This is a genomic window from Pseudomonas fluorescens (assembly GCF_012974785.1).
GTDB lineage: Bacteria > Pseudomonadota > Gammaproteobacteria > Pseudomonadales > Pseudomonadaceae > Aquipseudomonas > Aquipseudomonas fluorescens_BT.
The window spans coordinates 2,055,991-2,075,515 of the sequence record NZ_CP027561.1; the positions used below are offsets into that span (position 1 = coordinate 2,055,991).

Below are 19,525 nucleotides of genomic sequence, written 5' to 3' on the forward strand. Positions count from 1 at the left end.
AAGAATCACCGTTTGCTTTTGATGATGGTGCCCAGGCCTTGCAGATAGGCCACCAGCGCGTCCATTTCGGTTTTGCCCTTCACGGCATCTCTTGCACCGGCGATGTCTTCGTCGGTGTAAGGGACGCCAAGCGTGCGCAACACTTCCATTTTTTTGGCCGTGTCTTTGCCGTCGAGCTTGTTTTCTACGAGGAACGGGTAGGCCGGCATTTTCGACTCGGGGACGACGTTGCGCGGGTTGTACAAGTGCGCACGCTGCCAGTCATCGGAGTAACGACCGCCGACGCGGGCCAGGTCCGGGCCGGTACGCTTGGAACCCCACAGGAACGGGTGATCCCAGACGCTTTCACCGGCGACCGAGTAGTGGCCGTAGCGTTCGGTTTCGGCACGGAACGGACGGATCATCTGCGAATGGCAGCCGACACAGCCGTTGGCGATGTAAACGTCGCGGCCTTCCAGTTCAAGGGCAGTGCGCGGCTTCATGCCTTCGACCGGCTTGTTGGTGACGTCCTGGAAGAACAGCGGAACGATTTGGGTCAGGCCACCGACGCTGACGGCGATGACCATGAAGAAAGCCAGCAGGCCAATATTCTTCTCGACAGCTTCATGCTTCATCAGTGAGCTCCAACTACGGCGATCTTGGCGGCGGCTTCAGCTTCAGCCGGGTCCGAGGCGCGAACGGTGCGCCACACGTTGTAGGCCATCAACAGCATGCCGCTGGCAAAGAACGCACCGCCCAGGGCGCGAACGATGTAGCCAGGGTGGCTGGCCTGCAGCGCTTCGACGAACGAGTAGGTGAGGGTGCCGTCATCGTTGATTGCACGCCACATCAGGCCTTGGGTGATGCCGTTGACCCACATCGATGCGATGTACAGCACGGTACCGATGGTCGCGAGCCAGAAGTGCGCGTTGATCAGACCGACGCTGTGCATCTGTGCGCGGCCGAACAGTTTCGGGATCATGTGGTAGATCGCGCCGATCGAGATCATCGCGACCCAGCCCAGAGCGCCGGCGTGTACGTGGCCGATGGTCCAGTCGGTGTAGTGCGAGAGCGAGTTGACGGTCTTGATCGCCATCATCGGACCTTCGAAGGTCGACATGCCGTAGAACGCCAGCGATACCACGAGGAAACGCAGGATCGGGTCGGTGCGCAGCTTATGCCAGGCGCCCGACAGGGTCATCATGCCGTTGATCATGCCGCCCCAGCTTGGCGCCAGCAGGATGATCGACATCGCCATGCCCAGCGATTGCGCCCAGTCCGGCAGTGCGGTGTAGTGCAGGTGGTGGGGACCTGCCCAGATGTACAGAGTGATCAGCGCCCAGAAGTGCACGATCGACAGACGATAGGAGTAGATCGGACGCTCGGCCTGTTTCGGCACGAAGTAATACATCATCCCCAGGAAGCCGGTGGTCAGGAAGAAGCCCACGGCGTTGTGGCCGTACCACCACTGGATCATCGCGTCGGTCGCGCCCGAGTAGGCCGAGTAGGACTTGAACAGGCTGACCGGCAGCGACATGTGGTTGACGATGTGCAGCATCGCGGTCACGACGATGAACGCACCGTAGAACCAGTTACCGACATAGATGTGCTTGGTTTTGCGCTTGGTGATGGTGCCGAAGAACACCAGACCGTAGGTGACCCAGACAATGGCCAGCAAAATGGCGAGAGGCCATTCCAGTTCCGCGTATTCCTTGGTGGTGGTGTAACCCAGCGGCAAGGTAATGATCGCGCCGACGATCACCGCTTGCCAGCCCCAGAAGGTGAAGGCCGCGAGGCTGTCGGAAATCAGTCGCGTCTGGCAGGTTCGCTGCACGACATAGTAGGAAGTGGCAAACAGTGCACAACCACCGAAGGCGAAAATCACCAGGTTTGTGTGCAACGGGCGCAGGCGTCCAAAGCTCGTCCACGGCAGACCGAAGTTCAACTCCGGCCAGACCAGTTGCGAGGCAATGAAGACACCGAGCCCCATGCCAAGGATCCCCCAGACCACCGTCATGATGGCGAACTGGCGGACTACCTTATAGTTATAAGCAGTCGGACTGATTGCTGTGCTCATTCTAAGGTTCCACGGTTTGGGTGTTTTATTAGGATTAAAATCGGCCGCAAGTATGTAGAAAGCAGGGGGTCAATGCAACGCGCCATGACCTGGGTCAATGCTTTCCAACGCTGATTCTGCGGCCTTTCCATGCGCCGCGTAAGGACAAAATTGCCCTCGGGCAAAATGTCGCAGCGGACGAAAAAAGCGAGGGGTTCCGGTCGGATGTAACGGGGTGTGTTCGAACGCTCGGTTCGGGTGACGGACGGTAATCGGCACGACAGCCGGTATCTACCGGCCTTTGCGGCCATGTCAGTCAGCCGATTCGTTCAACACCTCGCTCAGGGTCGACCTGGAACCGGCACGGGCCAGTCCGCATCGAGCAAGCGTAGACCCGAATCCGGGTAACCGAAAGGAGAGGGTGTGAAGGGGTGCGACAATGCGTCGCAAAGAGGCTGGAAACTGCCGCACTGGAAACGTGCGGCAGTGTTGTACTCAATAATTACTGTTTTTTGTCTTCAGTAATAAGTTTTTCTGTATTCAGTCCATGACTCAAGCTGTACACATAAGCGGCCAGCAATTGCACTTTATCGTTGCCCAGCAGCTCGTTCTGAGCCGGCATGTGACCCTGACGACCATGGCGAATGGTCTGCTCAAGCTGGGTCAGGCTGGTGCCATAGATAAATCCGGCCGGGTGCGTCAGATTCGGCGCACCCATGGCTTCAGTGCCCTGGCCGGTTGCCCCATGACAGGCTACGCACATGGTGCTGAACGTCTGCTGTCCGGCTTGCAGGTCGGCCTTGTTGTCCGTCGGTAGTGGCAGCCCGGCCAGTTCGTGACGAACATAGGCGGCGACGTTCTTCACGCCAACCTCGCCGAGGGATTCGCCCCAGGCCGGCATCGCCGCCATCCGGCCACCCATGATGGTGGTCTTGATGGTTTCGGCGCTGCCGCCCCAACGCCAGTCCTTGTCGGCGAGGTTAGGGAAACCGAACGCGCCCTTGGCGTCCGAGCCGTGGCACACCGAGCAGTTGGAGGCAAACAGGCGGCCGCCCATTTTCAGCGCCTGAGGATCCTTCGCCACTTCTTCCACCGGCATGGCGGCGAATTTGGCGAAGATCGGCCCGAATTTGGCGTCAGCCTTGCTCATTTCCTTTTCCCATTCGTGGACGCCGGTCCAGCCGTCCTCGTAGCCGGGCAGGATGCCTTTCCAGTTGCCCAGGCCCGGATAAAGGATCAGATAACCCACGGAAAACACCAGCGTGCCGGCGAACAGCATGAACCACCACTGCGGCAGCGGGTTGTCGTACTCCTCGATGCCGTCGAAGCTGTGGCCCATGGTCTGGTCGACGCTGCCCTTGGTCTCGCCCCGACGGGTGCCGACCAGCAGCCAGGTCAGGCCGATCAGGCTGCCGATGGTCAGTACGCAGATCCACGTACTCCAGAAGGTGGTCATGGCCGGGTACTCCTTGTTTCAGATGCTTGGGTTGGGTCGGGTTGCGGCTCGTCGGCAAACGGCAGCAGGCGCGCTTCGGCGAATTCCGGCGTGCGCTTGCGGTTGAACACCCACAGGGTCAGGCCGACGAAGGCCACGAACACCACGACCGTGCCGAGGCCGCGAATCAGCCCCGCGCTCATTTCAAAGACCATCTCTCACCTCTTGCTCTTGATAGCAGTGCCAAGCACTTGCAGGTAGGAGACGAGGGCGTCCATTTCGGTCTTGCCCTTGAGGCTCGCCACCGCGCCGCTGATGTCGTCGTCGGTGTACGGCACGCCGAGGGTGCGCATGGCCTTGAGCTTGGTTTCGGTGTGGCTGCTGTCGACCGGTTGCGTGACCAGCCATGGGTAGGCCGGCATTTTCGATTCCGGTACGACGTTGCGCGGGTTGTACAAGTGCGCACGGTGCCAGTCATCCGAGTAACGTGCGCCGACCCGGGCCAGGTCCGGACCGGTACGTTTCGAACCCCACAGGAACGGGTGATCCCACACGCTCTCGCCGGCCACCGAGTAGTGCCCGTAGCGTTCGGTTTCGGCGCGGAACGGACGAATCATCTGCGAATGGCAACCGACGCAGCCTTCGCGGATGTAGATGTCGCGGCCTTCCAGTTGCAGCGCGGTGTAGGGCTTCATGCCTTCCACCGGTTTGTTGGTCACGTCCTGGAAGAACAGCGGGACGATCTGGGTCAGGCCGCCGATGCTCACGGCGAACACCATCAGCAGCATCAGCAGGCCGACGTTCTTTTCAATCGTTTCGTGTTTCATGGCGGACTCCTCAGGCCATCTGCGCGGCAGCAACGACGTCAGCAGGCTGCGAGGCCCGCACGGTGCGCCAGGTGTTGTAAGCCATCAGGAACATGCCGCTGAGGAAGATCGCCCCGCCAATCAGCCGCACGACGAAGCCTGGGTGGCTGGCCACCAGGGTTTCGACGAAGGAGTAGGTCAGCGTGCCGTCCTCGTTGACTGCGCGCCACATCAGGCCCTGGGCGATGCCGTTGACCCACATCGAGGCGATGTAGAGCACGGTGCCGATGGTTGCGAGCCAGAAGTGCGCGTTGATCAGGCCGATGCTGTGCATCTGCTCTTTGCCGAAGACTTTCGGGATCATGTGGTACAGCGCGCCGATGGAAATCATCGCCACCCAGCCGAGCGCACCGGCGTGTACGTGGCCGATGGTCCAGTCGGTGTAGTGGGAGAGGGCGTTCACCGTCTTGATCGCCATCATCGGACCTTCGAAGGTCGACATGCCGTAGAACGCCAGCGACACCACCAGGAAGCGCAGGATCGGGTCGCTGCGCAACTTATGCCAGGCGCCCGAGAGGGTCATCATGCCGTTGATCATGCCGCCCCAGCTCGGCGCCAGCAGTACCAGCGACATCACCATGCCCAGCGACTGCGCCCAGTCCGGCAGCGCGGTGTAGTGCAAGTGGTGCGGGCCGGCCCAGATGTACAGGGTGATCAGCGCCCAGAAGTGCACGATCGACAGGCGATACGAATACACCGGACGTTCGGCCTGTTTCGGCACGAAGTAGTACATCATCCCGAGGAAACCGGCGGTGAGGAAAAAGCCTACGGCGTTGTGGCCGTACCACCATTGCACCATCGCGTCGGTTGCACCGGCGTACACCGAGTAGGACTTGGTGAAGCTCACCGGCAACTCAAGGTTGTTGACGATGTGCAGGATCGCCACGGTGATGATGAACGCGCCGAAGAACCAGTTGCCCACGTAAATGTGCTTGGTCTTGCGCTGCATGATCGTGCCGAAGAACACGATGGCGTAGGCGACCCAGACGATGGTGATCAGGATGTCGATCGGCCATTCCAGCTCGGCGTATTCCTTGGAACTGGTGTAACCCAGTGGCAGGCTGATGGCCGCCAATAGAATCACAAGCTGCCAGCCCCAGAAGCAGAACGCGGCGATTTTCGGCGCAAACAATTGCGTCTGGCAGGTGCGCTGTACCGAGTAGAACGAACTGGCGAACAAGGCACAGCCGCCGAACGCGAAGATCACCGCGTTGGTGTGCAGCGGGCGCAGGCGTCCGAAGCTGGTCCACGGCAGGTTGAAGTTGAGTTCGGGCCAGACCAATTGAGCCGCGAGAAAAACCCCGAGCCCCATGCCGACGATGCCCCACACCACCGTCATAATGGCGAATTGGCGGACCACCTTGTAGTTGTAGGCGGTACTGATAGAAGTGTTCATGGTTCCCCATCCACGGTTCAGCCGAAGTGAGCGCCAACAGCGCGTCCTTCGCCTGGAGTTATAGGCAGACTAAAAGCGAGGCAAGCATGGACAAACAGCACAAGGCCAGTATTGACGGGGATCAATGGGCGCAGTGCCTGCGGGATCACGGGTGGCTTTGGGATGCGGCTGTTGGTGAGGCTTCGGCGACGCTGATCTTGGCGCATGGGGCGGGGGCGCCGATGGATAGCGACTGGATGAACGATATGGCTGGGCGCCTTGCTGGGCTTGGTATCAACGTGTTGCGGTTTGAGTTTCCTTATATGGCGCAGCGGCGGGTTGATGGGGTCAAACGACCGCCGAATCCTGCGGGGAAATTGCAGGAGTGCTGGCGTGAGGTTTATGGTTTGGTGCGACTTCATGTCGCTGGTCTGCTCGCGATTGGCGGGAAGTCCATGGGGGGGCGGATGGCGAGTTTGCTGGCTGATGAGCTTGGCGCTGATGCGTTGGTTTGTCTGGGGTATCCGTTTTATGCGGTGGGGAAGCCGGAGAAACCTCGGGTTGAGCATTTGGCTGCTTTGCGGACGCGGACGTTGATTGTTCAGGGGAGCGGGATGCGCTTGGCAATCGGGACGCTGTCGAAGGGTATTCCTTATCGCCGAGTATTGAAGTGTTTTGGCTGGCGGCGGGAGATCATGATTTTAAGCCGCTCAAGGTTTCCGGATTTACGCATGAGCAGCATTTGGCTTTGGCGGCGGAGAGGGTTGCCGGGTTTCTTCGTTGAGTCTTTTTTGGGGGCATATCCGTTGCTGCGGTTATGGCTGCTTAGGGTTCCGCCCTTACGGCGGGTCACTTTTGGCAAACGCCCCAAAAGTAACCAAAAGGTCTTGCTCCTACGTCCGGCCCGCTCGCTGGGGCTCGGGGTCCCTTCGCTCCGGGATTCATCCGGGGGGCATCGCCTACGGTTTGCTTCGCTGCACCTCCTCTCGATGTGTTTGGCTTCGCCAAACGGTCGCTGCGCTCCCCCCCCCCGGATGAATCCCTCCACTCAGCCTTCCGACGTCGCCCGTGGATCAAGATCAAAAGCGGTACTCGAGCTAACGCTCATCGTTTTGAGTGGTTAAGGGCCGATTGAAGTGCTGTTCAAAACCTGAGTTCAACTCGGTATCCCACGTCGGCGTACCTCGTCCAAACACCTCGGTCAGTCCCCTCTCCCACGGGGAGAGGGCTAGGGTGAGGGGGAGGGTTTGACTGACACACCACAAAAACCGAAAGCTCCCCCAGCCCAGCATTTCCAGCGCATAAACACGATCGCGTAACCACGTTTAAAGTACACGAACCGTTACGCCATAAGGGCTACAACACCTTGCGTCGTTGCCTACGCGTACGCCAGAATCCGCCGGCTTACGCGACTATAGGGTGGGCTATATCGTTTCCCTGTCACTGAAAAACAGTGATCGGGTTTGGTAGCCCGTCTGTAATAGCTGTGTGGCAACACCGTATGCAGTCCCTTTCTTGGGGCTCGGTTTTATGGTGGTCATGCGTGGGGCTCATTCGTGGGCGCCGGGTTCCTATTGCAGCCGGTCTACCAACCCGCGTATGGCCGCCACCCATCGTTTGGTAGCGTGGGTGATGGCTCCTTGAAGTCTGGGATAGGAGTTACATCTATGTTCAAAGTCACACCCAACCCACCAGAAACCGATTCAATCCCCTACGACGCCGCACTCGAAGCCGAAAACATAAAAACGGCAACCGAGCGGGCGATCAATCATTACCTTGATCCTGGGGCGCAGAAGACATCCAAGCCATCGCGCAAGCCGGGCAGGATTTATCTGGTCAATCCAACGGTGGATGACGAGACGCTGCTGGTCGAAGCGTGCGAAACGCTGTCGTCGGCCAGTGACATGGCCCGGGTTATTGGCGACACCGTCGATCCGTCGCAGCGCAAGGCGATGCAGATACTGCAGCAGGTCATCATGCTGAGTGAGCTGCTGGTCAATCGCGTGCTGAATAACCATCACGTCTCGCGGTAGTTGCGGCCTCGGTGAGGGGCTTGTCCCCTCACTGCCAGGCAGCCGTCTATAAAAATCCTCAAGCGACTCTTTCCGGAGTTTCAGCTGATGTCCAAGACCGTCATTCCACCGGTAGAAGATCCGGTGTCCCCCTACGAATTTCCCGATTCAAGAAAGCTCCACGACGCCGCCGAACGCGCCCTCGACTATTACCTGACACCCGCAGCCCGGATCATGGCCACGCCCTACACCCCAAACGACATGTTCATGGTCAACCCGCAAACCGACACGGAGTCCTTGCTGGCCAACGCCTGCGAGTCGCTCGCGTCAGCCACGGTCATGCTCGGCGACTTTGCCGGCCTGCTGGAAGGGCCGAACCGCAAGACCCTGTTGGGCATTGCTCAAGTGGTGATGTTGGGCGAGTTGGCGGTGAATCAGGCGTTGGATAACCTCGTGCCAAAGGAGTAAGTAACAAGGCAAAAAAAAACCGGAAGCTCTCGCTATCCGGTTTTTTTTGTATTGCAGAACAATCAGCGGTTAAACCGCTCCACCAACGAGTATTGCGTGTTGGCAGTCTTCGTCAGCTCTTCACTCAGCAACGCCGAGTTATGCGCCTGTTCCGAGGTCTGGTCCGCCAGTTCCGAAATGTTGCTGATGTTGCGGCTGATTTCTTCAGCCACGGCACTTTGCTCTTCGGTCGCGGCGGCGATCTGGGTGGTCATGTCCGTGATGTTGGCCACCGCTTCGCTGATGCCCACCAGTGCCTGATCCGCTTCCAGCACCCGCGCTACGCCTTCTTCCGCCTGGCGATGGCCGGCTTCCATGGTTTGTACGGCGCTGGACGCAGTCTGTTGCAGCTTGGCGATCAGGGCGTGGATCTGGCCGGTGGATTCGCTGGTGCGTTGTGCCAGTTGGCGGACTTCGTCGGCAACTACCGCAAAACCACGGCCCATTTCACCGGCACGTGCTGCTTCAATCGCGGCGTTGAGGGCCAGCAGGTTGGTCTGGTCGGCGATGCCTTTGATCACGTCGACCACGCCGCCGATTTCGTCGCTGTCCTTGGCCAGTTGCGTGACGGTCAGGCCGGTTTCACCGACCACCACCGACAGGCGCTGGATGGCTTCGCGGGTTTCGCCGGCGATGTCGCGGCCGCGACCGGTCAGGCGATTGGCTTCCTGGGTGGCGTCGGCGGTGCGTTGGACGTGGCTCGCCACTTCTTGCGTGGTGGCGGCCATCTGGTTGACGGCGGTGGCGACCTGTTCGGTTTCCACGCGCTGGCGTTCCAGACCGCTGGAACTGTTGTGCGCCAGGGCGTCGGACTGTTTGGCCTGATCGGTCAGGTGCTCGGCGGTGTCCTGCAGACGGGTCAGGCAGGTTTTCAGTCGGGCTTCCTGGCTGAGGATCGACATTTCCAGACGCGCCTGGGCGCCACGGCTGTCGGTGTACATTTGCGCGATCAACGGGTCGGACGTGGTCTGCTCGGCCAGACGCAGCAGGCGCTTGAGCCCGCGTTGCTGCCATTGCAGGCCCAACAGACCCAGCGGCACCGACAGACCGGCGGCGAGGGCAAAGCCCCAATGCGAGTTCAGGGTGGCGCCGATCATGAAACTCAACTGGCTGACCAGAATGAACGGCAGCCAGTCCTGCACGATCGGCAGCCATTTGTCGCTCGAAGGAATCGCCGACTTGCCCTGGTTGATGCGTTGGTAGAGCGCTTCGGCACGGCGGATCTGTTCGGCAGTGGGTTTGACCCGCACCGACTCGTAACCGATCACCTGACTGCCATCGAACACCGGCGTTACATAGGCGTTAACCCAGTAATGGTCACCGGATTTGCAGCGGTTCTTGACAATGCCCATCCATGGCAAGCCTTGTTTCAGTGTGCCCCACATATGCGAAAACACCGCCGCCGGGACGTCGGGGTGACGAACCAGGTTGTGCGGCGCACGGATCAGTTCCTCACGCGAGAACCCGCTGATTTCGACGAAAGCGTCGTTGCAGTAGGTGATCACGCCCTTGGCGTCGGTTGTGGAAATCAACCGTTGCTGAGCCGGGAAAGTCCGTTCGCGTTGTGTAATGGGCTGGTTGTTACGCATGGTTTTTCAATCCGCAAGGCTTTGAAAGGTTGTCGGCGGGGTCGGCCATTTATTGAAGTTTTTTTTCATTTATCAGTACGGCGTCGCAAAACGGGCCTTGCTTCAACCCGCGAGCATCGGATAAGTGAACAGGCCGAAATGCAGCAGGTTCAGGCCAAAATGCGTGGCGATCGCTGCAGCAAGCCCGCCAAATCGGTAGGCCAGACCATAGCCGACACCCGCCAGGCCCGCCAGCAACACCCATTGCCAGCCAGCGCCCACATGCACCAGGCCGAACAGCAGGGACGCGAGCAGCAGCGCGAGGTTGTCGCCGTAGGGCAGGTGTTTGAAACGCCGGCTGAGGCCACCCTGTATATAGCCGCGAAACAGCGCCTCTTCGACCAGCGTCACCAGCAGCAGATTGTTCAGCACCCACAGCCACGCCTGATCCGGCCATTTCGGTGCCCAGGTGATCATGCCCAGCAACACCGCGCCGCCCAGCGCCAGAATCACACTCAACGTCAGTGCCAGCGCGGTGGCGTAGACCGTCAGGCGCAACGAGCGCCGCGCGACGATCCACGGGCAAACCAGCAACAGCCAGAAGCCGATCAGCGGTTTGTCGAGATTCACGAACATCGAGAACGGCACGGCGTTGTCAGTGAAACGTTGCGCGGGGATGGCCCGGCCGTTGTAGAAACCCGGCAGCCAGTGCATGGCCAGCGCCACGGCCAGCACGATAAACAGGCCATGGCCGAGAAAACGCCCCACCGGCACGGTTTGCTGGCGCACGGCGTAACCGGCGAAAACCAGCAGTGCAATGGAGATCAGCGCCAGCCAGCCGAGCTGGCCGAAGCTCAGCGCCAATCCGTAACCAAGGCTGAGAAGCCCGAGATAGAGCCATGGCAGAGCTGTCATGGAAAGTCCTTGTGCACGATTTGTGGACAGGCTTTCTACACGGCTGGGGGCGAGGGGACAAGTGAAGGTGTGGCGAGAAACCGGGACAACTCGCAAACCTGTGGCTGACACTGAGACCTGTGAGAGACCTGTGGGAGCTGGCTTGCCAGCGATGGCGTCTGCACAGTCGACATCTTCATTAACTGACTCACCGCTATCGCTGGCAAGCCAGCTCCCACAAGTTCTCGGGTGTGGCTGAAATGTCAGCGCAGGTTGAGTTTCGCCGCCGCACGCTCGGTGATTTCAGTGCGCAGTTTCAGCGAAGGCGCTGCACGCTTGCGGGCTTCTTCAACAACAGCACCCGGCGCCGTCTCCGGGCTACCCGCATCAAACGGCGGCGCCGGCGCATATTCCAGCTGCAACTGCACCAGTTGCGCCGTGTCGACGCCCACCAGCTCCTGCGCCAGGGTCAGGGCAAAATCGATCCCGGCCGTGATGCCGCCCCCGGTGAACAGATTGCCGTCGCGCACCACCCGATCCTTCACCGGGATTGCGCCCAATGTCGGCAGCAGATCGTGATAAGCCCAGTGCGTGGTCGCCCGTTTGCCCTGCAACAGTCCCGCCGCGCCAAGCACCAGCGAACCGGTGCACACCGACGTCACGTAACGCGCCTGCGCGGCTTGCGCCTTGATAAAGGCCAGCGTCTGTTCATCCTCCATCAACGGCCCGACCCCGGCGCCGCCGGGTACGCAGATCACGTCCAGATCCGGGCAATCCTCGAACGTGGTGGTGGGTTTCAGCACCAGCCCGGTGCTGGAAGTCACCGGCACCAGATCTTTCCAGACCAGATGCACTTGCACGTCCGGCAATGAGGCCAGCACGTCGTACGGGCCGGTCAGGTCGAGTTGCTGCACCTGGGGAAACAACAGAAAACCGATCTGCAACGCCATGATTCTTCTCCGTGAAAAGGGGGTAGACGGCTTCACTGTAGGCGCGTAGGTTTTGGCGCATACGCCAATCAGCCCACGAATTACGCCAAATGCCGAAAACCATCCACGTACTCGCGTTCGCCAATGTGCAACTGCTCGATGTCACCGGCCCGTTGCAGGTCTTCGCCTCGGCCAACGACATCGCCCGCCAGCAGGGTTTGCCCGCGCCGTATGCGCCAACGGTCATCGCCAGTGGCGGCGGGGCGGTGAGTTCTTCCGCCGGGTTGGCGATGCTGGCCGAACCACTGCCGAAACAGCCCAGTGATACGCTGATCATCGCCGGCGGCTGGGGCGTTTACGCCGCTGCCGAAGACACCGGGTTGGTGAGTTGGGTGCGTGAACACGCCAACGGCTGTCGACGCGTGGCTTCGGTCTGCACCGGCGCCTTTCTGCTGGCGGCCAGCGGCTGGCTCGACGGTCGCCGGGTCGTCACCCACTGGACCCGCTGTGAGCAACTGGCGCAGCAGCACCCGCGCTTGCAGGTCGAACCCAATCCGATCTTCATCAACGACGGCCCGGTCTGGACCTCGGCGGGCGTTACCGCCGGCATCGACCTGGCGCTGGCCATGGTCGAAGACGACCTCGGCCGCGACATGGCCCTGGACGTCGCCCGGCAACTGGTGGTGTTCCTCAAACGCCCGGGCGGGCAGTCGCAATTCAGCGTGACGCTGTCGCTGCAAAAACAGGGCAACCGCTTCGACGATCTGCACGCGTGGATTGCCGAGCACCTGACCTGCGACCTGGGCATCCCGACCCTCGCCGAACAGGCCGGCATGAGCGAACGCAGCTTCGTGCGCCACTACCGCGCCGACACCGGCCAGACCCCGGCCCGGGCCATCGAACTGATCCGCGTTGAAACCGCGCGCCGGTTGTTGAGCGATACCGGATTGCCGATCAAACGGGTTGCGGCCAATTGTGGGTTTGGCAGTGAAGAGACGTTAAGACGCAGTTTCCTGCGGGCCATGGGCGTGACGCCGCAAGCGTATCGGGAGCGTTTTTCGGTTAGCGCTGGAGCAGATCCAGTAATGCCTTGAGTGTTCCGCCCGGCGCTTCCTCGGGAATGTTATGCCCGACACCGGCCAGCACCCGCCGCTCATAAAGTCCGGTGAAGTGATGGTCATCTTCATCGTCCGCCGGTGCTGGGCCTACACCATCATCAGCACCGCACAGCGAAATCGTCGGAACGCCGATCGCCGGTTGTTTCTCCAGCGCTTGCTCCATCCACTCCAGCGCCGGATCGCCCGGCGCATACATGAAGCGATGGCGGTAGGAGTGAATCACCACCTCAACGAAATCCGGGTTGTCGAACGCCGGCGCGCTCAGCGGAAAACGCTCGGCGTTCCGCGCCCAGGTCGGTGACCACAATTGCCACAGCAACTCGCACAGCGCCCGTCGATTCTGCGTCAGCCCTTCAACGCCACGGGGTGTGTGGAAGTAGTACTGATACCAGTAACGATGCTCGCTCTGCGGATCCAGCGGCTGGACCGAATTCGGAATGTCCTGCAGGTTGTAGCCATCGCCCGTCACCAACCCGCGCACCCGCTCAGGGAACAGCGCCGCCACAATGCACGCCGCCCGACCGCCCCAGTCGTAACCGCACAACGTCGCTTGTTCGATACCCAGTGCGTCCATCAGATCCAGCAGATCCTGAGCCAGCGCCGCTTGCTGGCCGGAGCGCAACGTGTCCGAGCTGTTGAAACGGGTCGGCCCGTAGCCGCGCAGGTACGGCACGATCACCCGATAACCTTTGGCGGCGAGGGGCGAGGCGATTTCGTCGTAGGCGCGGGGGGAGTAGGGGAAGCCGTGAAGAAGGATGACCGGCGTGCCGTTTTCCGGGCCGTGATGCTCGTAGCCGATGGTCAGGCTTTCAGTTTTGCAAAACTGCATCACGGCTTGGGTCATACGGGATTCCTCAAGTTTCGGCTTCCGCCACCTGATTGAAATACTTGCTGCGATCCGGCGTAAACGTCACCACCATCTTGGTCCGCGAGCAGGTCATGACCCGTTCGGAACCCAGGTCGATATCCAGATCTTCCCCACGCAACCCCTGCCACTGGGCGAGGTATTTCAGTGATCCGTATTTTTCATTCTTTTTCAGGCTGCGACTGACTCCACCTTTCCAGCCCAGCACCGGCAACTCATCGGCGCTGCAGCGTTGGGCGAGGTCGGGGAAGCGGGTGGCGCGCTGGCGGCCGATTTCCCAGCATTTGATCAGGCCCTTGTCGGCGGCTTCCCACAGTTCGTCGCGGGTCAGGCCAGACCTCAACGGGGAATCGATGGGGCGGTGGATGCGTTGGCTCATTCTGGTTCCTTGAATCGGGTTTTTATTGGACAGCTCCGCTGTGCCCGTTGCGGTGGATGGTAGGGGGGGATGTAACAGCTGGCAACAAGGTATTTCGGGGTGTAAGTGCGAGTCGAGGGCCAAGCGTTACACGGGGTTGGCAGGTTTTTGCAGGTCGCGCCTTCAACAAGTTGTATCGAAAGGAATCGATTGTGTGGGCCAGCCCTTCAACCGCAAGGCTTGGGGGTGTTTGCCGTTCGTAGGTAGCCATCCTACAAACGGCAATTGGAGTTGAGATCTTTCTTACAGGCTCTGGCGAAGAAGGATGACTACGGTTGCCAGTAATTCTTCTCCCCGCTCAACTTGCGATCGAGAAAACTCGCCGCGCTGATCAGCGCCAGATGGGTCAACGCCTGAGGCGTGTTGCCCAGATGCCGTCCACGGTTGTCGAATTCCTCCGCGTACAGACCCAGCGGATTGGCGTAACGCAGCAGTTGCTCGAATTCCAGATGGGCCTTTTCCACTTGCCCGGCCCGAGCCAGACACTCGACGTACCAGAACGAGCATGCGGCAAAAGCGCCTTCAGTGCCCGACAAACCGTCGATGCCGGCATCGTCGTTGCGATAGCGGTAAACCATGCCGTCACGCACCAGATGCTTCTCGATCGCTTCCAGCGTCGCCAGCCATTTCGGATCCTTGGCGCTGACGAAGCGCACCAACGGCATCAGCAGCATCGAGCCATCCAGCGCGGTGCCGCCCTGGTATTGCACGAAATGCCCGCGCTCTTCGTTCCAGAAGTTGTCCCAGATGTCGGCGTGGATGGCCTGACGGGTCTGGTCCCAGCGGGCGAAGGGCGCCGGCAGCGAGCGTTTCGAGGCCAGGCGGATCGCCCGGTCCAGCGCCACCCAGCACATCAGGCGCGAGTGCAGGAAGTGATGTTGCTCACCGCGCATTTCCCAAATGCCTACGTCCTTGGTCTGCCAGGTCTCACAGACCTGATCGACCACTTCCATCACATGTTTCCAGCCTTCGTGGGAAATCGCGTCGCCGTATTTGTTGACCAGGTAAACGGCGTCCATCAGTTCGCCGAAGATATCCAGTTGAATCTGGTCGTAGGCACCATTGCCGATGCGCACCGGTTTTGCGCCGCCATGTCCCGACAAATGCGTGAGTTCGGTTTCCGGCAGTTCCTGGCGCCCGTCGATGGCGTAGAGGATGTTCAGCTTCATCGGCCGGCCGCTGCAATCGCTGACCCGACCGCGCAGCCAGCGCATGTAGGCGTTGGCTTCGTCGACAAAGCCCAGGCGCATGAAGGCGTAGACAGTGAACGAGGCGTCGCGGATCCAGGTGTAGCGATAGTCCCAGTTGCGTTCGCCGCCGGGTGTTTCCGGCAGGCCGAAGGTGGCGGCGGCGAGGATTGCGCCGTGCTGGCGCGAGGTCAGCAGCTTCAAGGCCAGGGCCGAGCGGTTGACCATTTCCCGCCAGCGACCGCGATAGTTGGACTGGCCGATCCAGTCGCGCCAGAACTTCAGGGTGCGTTCGATGCACAGCTGCGCGGCGCCTTCGGCAAAACGCGGATCGTCGCTGGCGCCGAGCATGAACGCCGCCGTTTCATCCTGCTTGAGGGTGAATTGCCCGACCGCTGCAGCGTTATCGACGCTCAAGGTTTGATCCGAGGCCAGCCGCAGGGTCGGCTGCCCGCTGGCGCTGAACAGCACATCCTTTTGATCGATGACGGCGCGGGTATCAGCACGGGCATAGTCATGCCGAACGGCGCAGCGCAGATGAAACGTCGCCTGCCCGCTGACCACCCGCACCCGGCGCATCAACAGCGGCAGTGCATCGTCGTTGTCGCCGATGGGCAGCAGATCGGTGATTTCCACCACGGCGTGATCGCTGAGCCAGCGGGTTTGCAGGACGTTGGTGTCCGGCAGGTAAATCTGCTCGCGCCGGGCATCGGGCAGGTCCGGTGCGAGCTGAAAAATCCCCGCTTCGGGGGTGTCCAGCAGCGAGCAGAAGATCGACGGGCTGTCGAACTCCGGCCAGCAGAAGAAATCCACGCTGCCCTTGTCATTGACCAGCGCGGCGCTGCGCATGTCGCCAATGATGCCGTGGGCGTCGATGGGGCTTTGTCGTTCGCAAGGATGCTCAGCCATTGCCGCGGAACTCCGGATAGAGGCTCATGCCGCCGTCGATGAACAGGGTGGTGCCGACGATGTAGTCCGAGGCATCGGAGGCGAGGAACACCACCGCGTTGGCCACGTCCTCGACATCGCCGATGCGACCGTAGGGGATGAGTTTGAGCAGCGCTTGCCCGGCGTCGCCTTCGGTGGCGTCTTCATTGATGGCCGTGCGGATCGCTCCTGGCGCGATGCCGTTGATGCGGATTCGCTGGTGGCTGACTTCCTGGGCCAGGGTCTGCATCAATTGATCGACGCCGCCCTTGGACGCTGCGTAATTGACGTGCCCGGCCCAGGGAATGCGCTGGTGCACCGAGCTCATGTGGATGATCTTGCCGGCAGCCCGGGACACGCCTTCGCGCACGCCCTGGCGATTGAAGATCCGCAGCGCGGCGCGGGCGCAGAGGAACTGGCCGGTGAGGTTGACGCCAATCACCGCGTTCCAGTCGGCCAGCGACATATCCACCGCCGCCGCGTCTTTTTGCAGGCCGGAATTGGCCACCAGAATGTCCAGCGTTCCGAAGGCATCGAGGGTGTGCTGGAACAGTCGCTCCACGTCCTCTTCCCTCGACACATCCGCGCCGATGGCGATGGCCTGACCACCGTCGGCGACGATCTGCCGGGCCAGCGCTTCGGCCGGCTCGGCCTGCCGGTTGTAGTTGATGACCACGGCGGCACCGGCGGCGGCCAGGGCCTTGGCGGCACCGTGGCCGATGCCGGAACTGGCGCCGGTGACCAGTGCCACCTGACGGGCGAGGGAAATCTGCATGCAGGGGTGCGCCTTGGGTTGTGGGCTTATTTAGCTGACTGATGGCCGGCGACGAGAGTTCATCCGCGTACATGAAATCATCGACAGCGTTATGCGGCAGCGATTGGCCCTGCACGCCACAGGGACTTCACACTCCACCAACAATTCCTCGCTTCCCCGGCCGTCAGGCTTTGTGGCAACTTGGCCGCCCCTGATGAGGCTGCATCCGATGGCAAACCCTTACCGCGAACTGTTCAACGCCCCCGGCGCCCGGGCTTTTGTCATTGCCGCGATGGTCGCGCGCATGCCGATTTCCATGACCGGTATCGGCGTGATCACCATGCTCTCTCAATTGACCGGCGGCTACGCGCTGGCGGGTGGGGTGGCGGCGACATTTGCCCTGGCCACGGCGTTTTGCGCGCCGCAGGTGTCACGGCTGGTGGACCGTTTTGGCCAGGGGCGGGTGCTGCCGGTGGCGGCGCTGATCGGCGGGGGCGCGCTGCTGATGTTGCTGCTGTGCACCCGTTTGCAGGCGCCGACCTGGACCCTGTTTGTCTGCGCCGCGCTGGCCGGTTGCATGCCGAGCATGTCGGCGATGGCGCGGGCGCGCTGGACCGAAATCTATCGCGGCCAGCCGCAGTTGCAGACGGCCTATGCGCTGGAGTCGGTGCTCGACGAAGTCTGCTTCATTGTCGGCCCGCCGTTGTCGGTGGGCTTGTGCGTCGGCGTGTTTCCCGAGGCCGGGCCACTGGCGGCGCTGTTGATGCTGGCGATTGGCGTGACGGCGTTTGTTGCCCAGCGCAGCACCGAGCCGCCGGTGCATCCGCACGAATCGCAGCATCAGGGCTCGATCATTCGTTCGACCGACGTGCAATGGCTGCTGGCGTTGATGCTCGCCATGGGCGTGATTGTCGGCGTGGTGGATGTGGTCAGTGTCGCGTTCGCTCAGCAGCAGGGCCAGCCGGCGGCGGCGAGCATTGTGCTGTCGGTGTATGCCATCGGTTCCTGTCTGGCCGGTATCGCCTTCGGCGCGATGCGCTCGAAGCTGCCGTTGCCCAGATTGTTTCTGTATGGTGGGATTGCGACGGCGGTGACTACGCTGCCGTTGCTGCTGGCGAGCAACATTTTCGGGTTGGCCGTGGCGGTGTTCATCGCCGGGCTGTTCTTCTCACCGACCCTGATCGTGGCGATGGCGTTGATCGAACGCATTGTGCCGCCGGCCAAACTCACCGAAGGCCTGACCTGGCTGGTGACCGGTTTGAGCATCGGCGTGGCCATCGGCGCCGCTGGCTCCGGCGCATTGGTGGATGCGTTCGGTGCGCGCAGCGGCTTCTGGCTGGCGATTGCCGCCGGGGCGGTGGTGCTGGGCTCGGCGGTGCAGAGCTTTCGTCACCTCAAATAATGCCGGTCACCAGCCCCGGCCCGAGTTCACCCAGAAGTTGACGGAAAGCGACGTCGAGACGGATTCCACCTGATGGAACCAGCCTTCGGGCAGGAACAACAGATCCCCGGCCTCCAGGGTCACGCGCAGGAATGTCACGTCGCGGGCGGCGGGGAAGCGCTCATAATCCGGCGCGTCCGGGTTGAAATCGCAGCCGTCCAGCCCACCCTCGGGCGCAGTGGACCAGGTGCCCAGCGCTTCACGGTGGTGGGGCGCGGCGAGGGTGAATTTCTTCTGGCCCCAGACCTGGGCGAACAGGTTGTCGGAGTCGTCGCGGTGCAGCGGCGTCAGCGTGCCCTTGGGGCCGATCCAGATCCGTGGCGGGATGAACAGCGACGCATCGAAGTAGGGCGGGTATTTAATCTGCTGCATCAGGGCGGCCGGCAGGATGTTGTTGCCCATGTACGCCGGCGGCTCGCCGTCCGCGCCCTTGACTGCCGGGCTGTCCAGTGAGGCGATGAAATCGGCCATCGAGGTGGAACGGAAATCCCGTTCGGTGGAGAAGGTTTTCTTCACGTAATCGCCGTGGCGGGTGATGCCTTGCAGTTCGGCGAAATGCACCAGCGACTCTTCGCGGCTGAGCTTGAACAGCGGCCAGTCGTGCAAGGCATTGCTGATGACCACCGGCGTGCCGGCGGGCAGATAGCGCTCCTTGAACTCCTGAAGTGACAATTCGCTGCGCGGCCGGCGTTCGACGACGGTCTGCACCGGTCGTGCGGCGGTGATGGTTTCACTGCGGCGCGGCGGAGTCGGGTAGCGCTTGTTCATGTCGACCTTCTGCGCCGGCGCCCCCCCGTAGCGGGCGTGGTCGATGATCTGCGGCAGCATTGTCGCCAGGCCCATGTTGCCGCCGATCTTCAGCCGACCGCTGGCGAACAGTTCTTCGACGTTGGCAGTACCGGACATGATCCCGGCAAAATCGTCGGGCGTCACCTCAATGGTCACGTCCGGGCTCGGGTGTCGACCGGCCTCGGTGCGGGTGCTGGCCTTGACCTCGGACCAGCACGCCAGCTGTGGACCCAGCACGAATTGGAAAACGCCTTCGATGCCGACGGCGCCGGCATTGGCGAACAGTTTGCCCAGGATGGTCTGCAGGTCCACGGTGAATCCTCGTTGTTGTTTTGGCCTGAACGGTTAACGAGGGTTTGTGGGGGGAATTTAGTCACCGCCGACTAATTTGCCCGGTCGTTGATC

18 protein-coding genes and 1 pseudogene are annotated in these 19,525 nt (G+C 61.4%); 5 read left to right on the forward strand and 14 right to left on the reverse strand.

Features of this window, described 5'->3' with window-relative positions; all coding sequences use genetic code 11:
• Nucleotides 1–5: 5 nt before the first annotated feature.
• The 6 genes from ccoO (C6Y56_RS09275) to ccoN (C6Y56_RS09300) all read right to left on the reverse strand — a co-directional run bounded on the left by ccoO (C6Y56_RS09275) (nucleotide 6) and on the right by ccoN (C6Y56_RS09300) (nucleotide 5,732).
• Complete coding sequence (ccoO, locus tag C6Y56_RS09275) at nucleotides 6–614, reverse strand: cytochrome-c oxidase, cbb3-type subunit II (RefSeq protein WP_011333287.1); 609 nt, start codon at nucleotides 612–614, stop codon at nucleotides 6–8.
• On the reverse strand, nucleotides 614–2,056 hold the full coding sequence (gene ccoN, locus C6Y56_RS09280; RefSeq protein ID WP_085690137.1) for a cytochrome-c oxidase, cbb3-type subunit I: 1,443 nt from the start codon (nucleotides 2,054–2,056) through the stop codon (nucleotides 614–616). The genes ccoO (C6Y56_RS09275) and ccoN (C6Y56_RS09280) overlap by 1 nt, the downstream gene beginning before the upstream one ends.
• A 481-nt stretch (nucleotides 2,057–2,537) precedes the next feature.
• Nucleotides 2,538–3,491, reverse strand: coding sequence for a cytochrome-c oxidase, cbb3-type subunit III (ccoP, locus tag C6Y56_RS09285; RefSeq protein ID WP_169429594.1), 954 nt, complete (start codon nucleotides 3,489–3,491; stop codon nucleotides 2,538–2,540).
• Nucleotides 3,488–3,685, reverse strand: a complete 198-nt coding sequence (locus C6Y56_RS09290) for a cbb3-type cytochrome oxidase subunit 3 (RefSeq protein ID WP_085609010.1) — start codon at nucleotides 3,683–3,685, stop codon at nucleotides 3,488–3,490. Before C6Y56_RS09290 ends, ccoP begins: the two co-directional genes overlap by 4 nt.
• A 3-nt stretch (nucleotides 3,686–3,688) precedes the next feature.
• Entirely contained in the window at nucleotides 3,689–4,297 is a 609-nt protein-coding gene (gene ccoO / locus C6Y56_RS09295; RefSeq protein ID WP_169429595.1) for a cytochrome-c oxidase, cbb3-type subunit II, read from the reverse strand.
• 10 nt (nucleotides 4,298–4,307) lie between these two features.
• Nucleotides 4,308–5,732, reverse strand: coding sequence for a cytochrome-c oxidase, cbb3-type subunit I (ccoN, locus tag C6Y56_RS09300; RefSeq protein WP_011333291.1), 1,425 nt, complete (start codon nucleotides 5,730–5,732; stop codon nucleotides 4,308–4,310).
• 86 nt (nucleotides 5,733–5,818) lie between these two features.
• Between ccoN (C6Y56_RS09300) and C6Y56_RS09305 the strand changes: the two are divergent.
• From C6Y56_RS09305 to C6Y56_RS09315, 3 genes and pseudogenes are all read left to right on the forward strand, one after another.
• Nucleotides 5,819–6,495 (forward strand): annotated as a pseudogene (locus C6Y56_RS09305) (alpha/beta family hydrolase).
• An 883-nt stretch (nucleotides 6,496–7,378) separates the two neighbouring features.
• A complete protein-coding gene (locus C6Y56_RS09310; protein ID WP_169429596.1) occupies nucleotides 7,379–7,744 on the forward strand; it encodes a DUF6124 family protein in 366 nt (121 codons plus the stop codon).
• An 87-nt stretch (nucleotides 7,745–7,831) separates the two neighbouring features.
• The gene (locus C6Y56_RS09315) at nucleotides 7,832–8,191 is read left to right on the forward strand and encodes a DUF6124 family protein (RefSeq protein WP_169429597.1); all 360 of its coding nucleotides are present in this window, start codon (nucleotides 7,832–7,834) and stop codon (nucleotides 8,189–8,191) included.
• Between the two features lie 62 nt (nucleotides 8,192–8,253).
• Here C6Y56_RS09315 and C6Y56_RS09320 read toward each other — a convergent pair whose 3' ends face one another.
• The 3 genes from C6Y56_RS09320 to inhA all read right to left on the reverse strand — a co-directional run bounded on the left by C6Y56_RS09320 (nucleotide 8,254) and on the right by inhA (nucleotide 11,642).
• Nucleotides 8,254–9,819, reverse strand: a complete 1,566-nt coding sequence (locus tag C6Y56_RS09320; RefSeq protein WP_169429598.1) for a methyl-accepting chemotaxis protein — start codon at nucleotides 9,817–9,819, stop codon at nucleotides 8,254–8,256.
• A 102-nt stretch (nucleotides 9,820–9,921) separates the two neighbouring features.
• Nucleotides 9,922–10,713: a CPBP family intramembrane glutamic endopeptidase gene (locus tag C6Y56_RS09325; protein ID WP_169429599.1), complete on the reverse strand. Its 792-nt coding sequence runs from the start codon at nucleotides 10,711–10,713 to the stop codon at nucleotides 9,922–9,924.
• Nucleotides 10,714–10,955: 242 nt separating this feature from the next.
• Nucleotides 10,956–11,642, reverse strand: coding sequence for an isonitrile hydratase (gene inhA / locus C6Y56_RS09330; protein ID WP_169429600.1), 687 nt, complete (start codon nucleotides 11,640–11,642; stop codon nucleotides 10,956–10,958).
• Nucleotides 11,643–11,731: 89 nt separating this feature from the next.
• Here inhA and C6Y56_RS09335 point away from each other — a divergent pair, with 89 nt between their 5' ends.
• Entirely contained in the window at nucleotides 11,732–12,715 is a 984-nt protein-coding gene (locus tag C6Y56_RS09335) for a GlxA family transcriptional regulator (protein WP_169429601.1), read from the forward strand.
• On the opposite strand, the gene C6Y56_RS09340 is transcribed toward C6Y56_RS09335, so the two are convergent.
• The 4 genes from C6Y56_RS09340 to C6Y56_RS09355 form a co-directional block, all read right to left on the reverse strand.
• Nucleotides 12,684–13,583 carry an alpha/beta fold hydrolase gene (locus C6Y56_RS09340; RefSeq protein ID WP_169429602.1) on the reverse strand — a complete coding sequence of 300 codons (900 nt, stop codon included), beginning with the start codon at nucleotides 13,581–13,583 and terminating at the stop codon, nucleotides 12,684–12,686. The two genes, C6Y56_RS09335 and C6Y56_RS09340, sit on opposite strands and share 32 nt — an antisense overlap.
• 10 nt (nucleotides 13,584–13,593) lie before the next feature.
• Nucleotides 13,594–13,983, reverse strand: coding sequence for a hypothetical protein (locus C6Y56_RS09345; RefSeq protein ID WP_169429603.1), 390 nt, complete (start codon nucleotides 13,981–13,983; stop codon nucleotides 13,594–13,596).
• Nucleotides 13,984–14,291: 308 nt separating this feature from the next.
• On the reverse strand, nucleotides 14,292–16,118 hold the full coding sequence (locus C6Y56_RS09350; protein WP_169429604.1) for a glycoside hydrolase family 15 protein: 1,827 nt from the start codon (nucleotides 16,116–16,118) through the stop codon (nucleotides 14,292–14,294).
• Nucleotides 16,111–16,911: a glucose 1-dehydrogenase gene (locus tag C6Y56_RS09355; protein ID WP_169429605.1), complete on the reverse strand. Its 801-nt coding sequence runs from the start codon at nucleotides 16,909–16,911 to the stop codon at nucleotides 16,111–16,113. The genes C6Y56_RS09350 and C6Y56_RS09355 overlap by 8 nt, the downstream gene beginning before the upstream one ends.
• A gap of 208 nt (nucleotides 16,912–17,119) precedes the next feature.
• Between C6Y56_RS09355 and C6Y56_RS09360 the strand changes: the two genes are divergently transcribed.
• Entirely contained in the window at nucleotides 17,120–18,292 is a 1,173-nt protein-coding gene (locus C6Y56_RS09360) for an MFS transporter (RefSeq protein WP_169429606.1), read from the forward strand.
• Nucleotides 18,293–18,298: 6 nt separating this feature from the next.
• Here the strand turns inward: C6Y56_RS09360 and C6Y56_RS09365 are convergent, their stop codons facing one another.
• The gene (locus C6Y56_RS09365; RefSeq protein WP_169429607.1) at nucleotides 18,299–19,432 is read right to left on the reverse strand and encodes a cupin-like domain-containing protein; all 1,134 of its coding nucleotides are present in this window, start codon (nucleotides 19,430–19,432) and stop codon (nucleotides 18,299–18,301) included.
• Nucleotides 19,433–19,525: the final 93 nt, after the last annotated feature.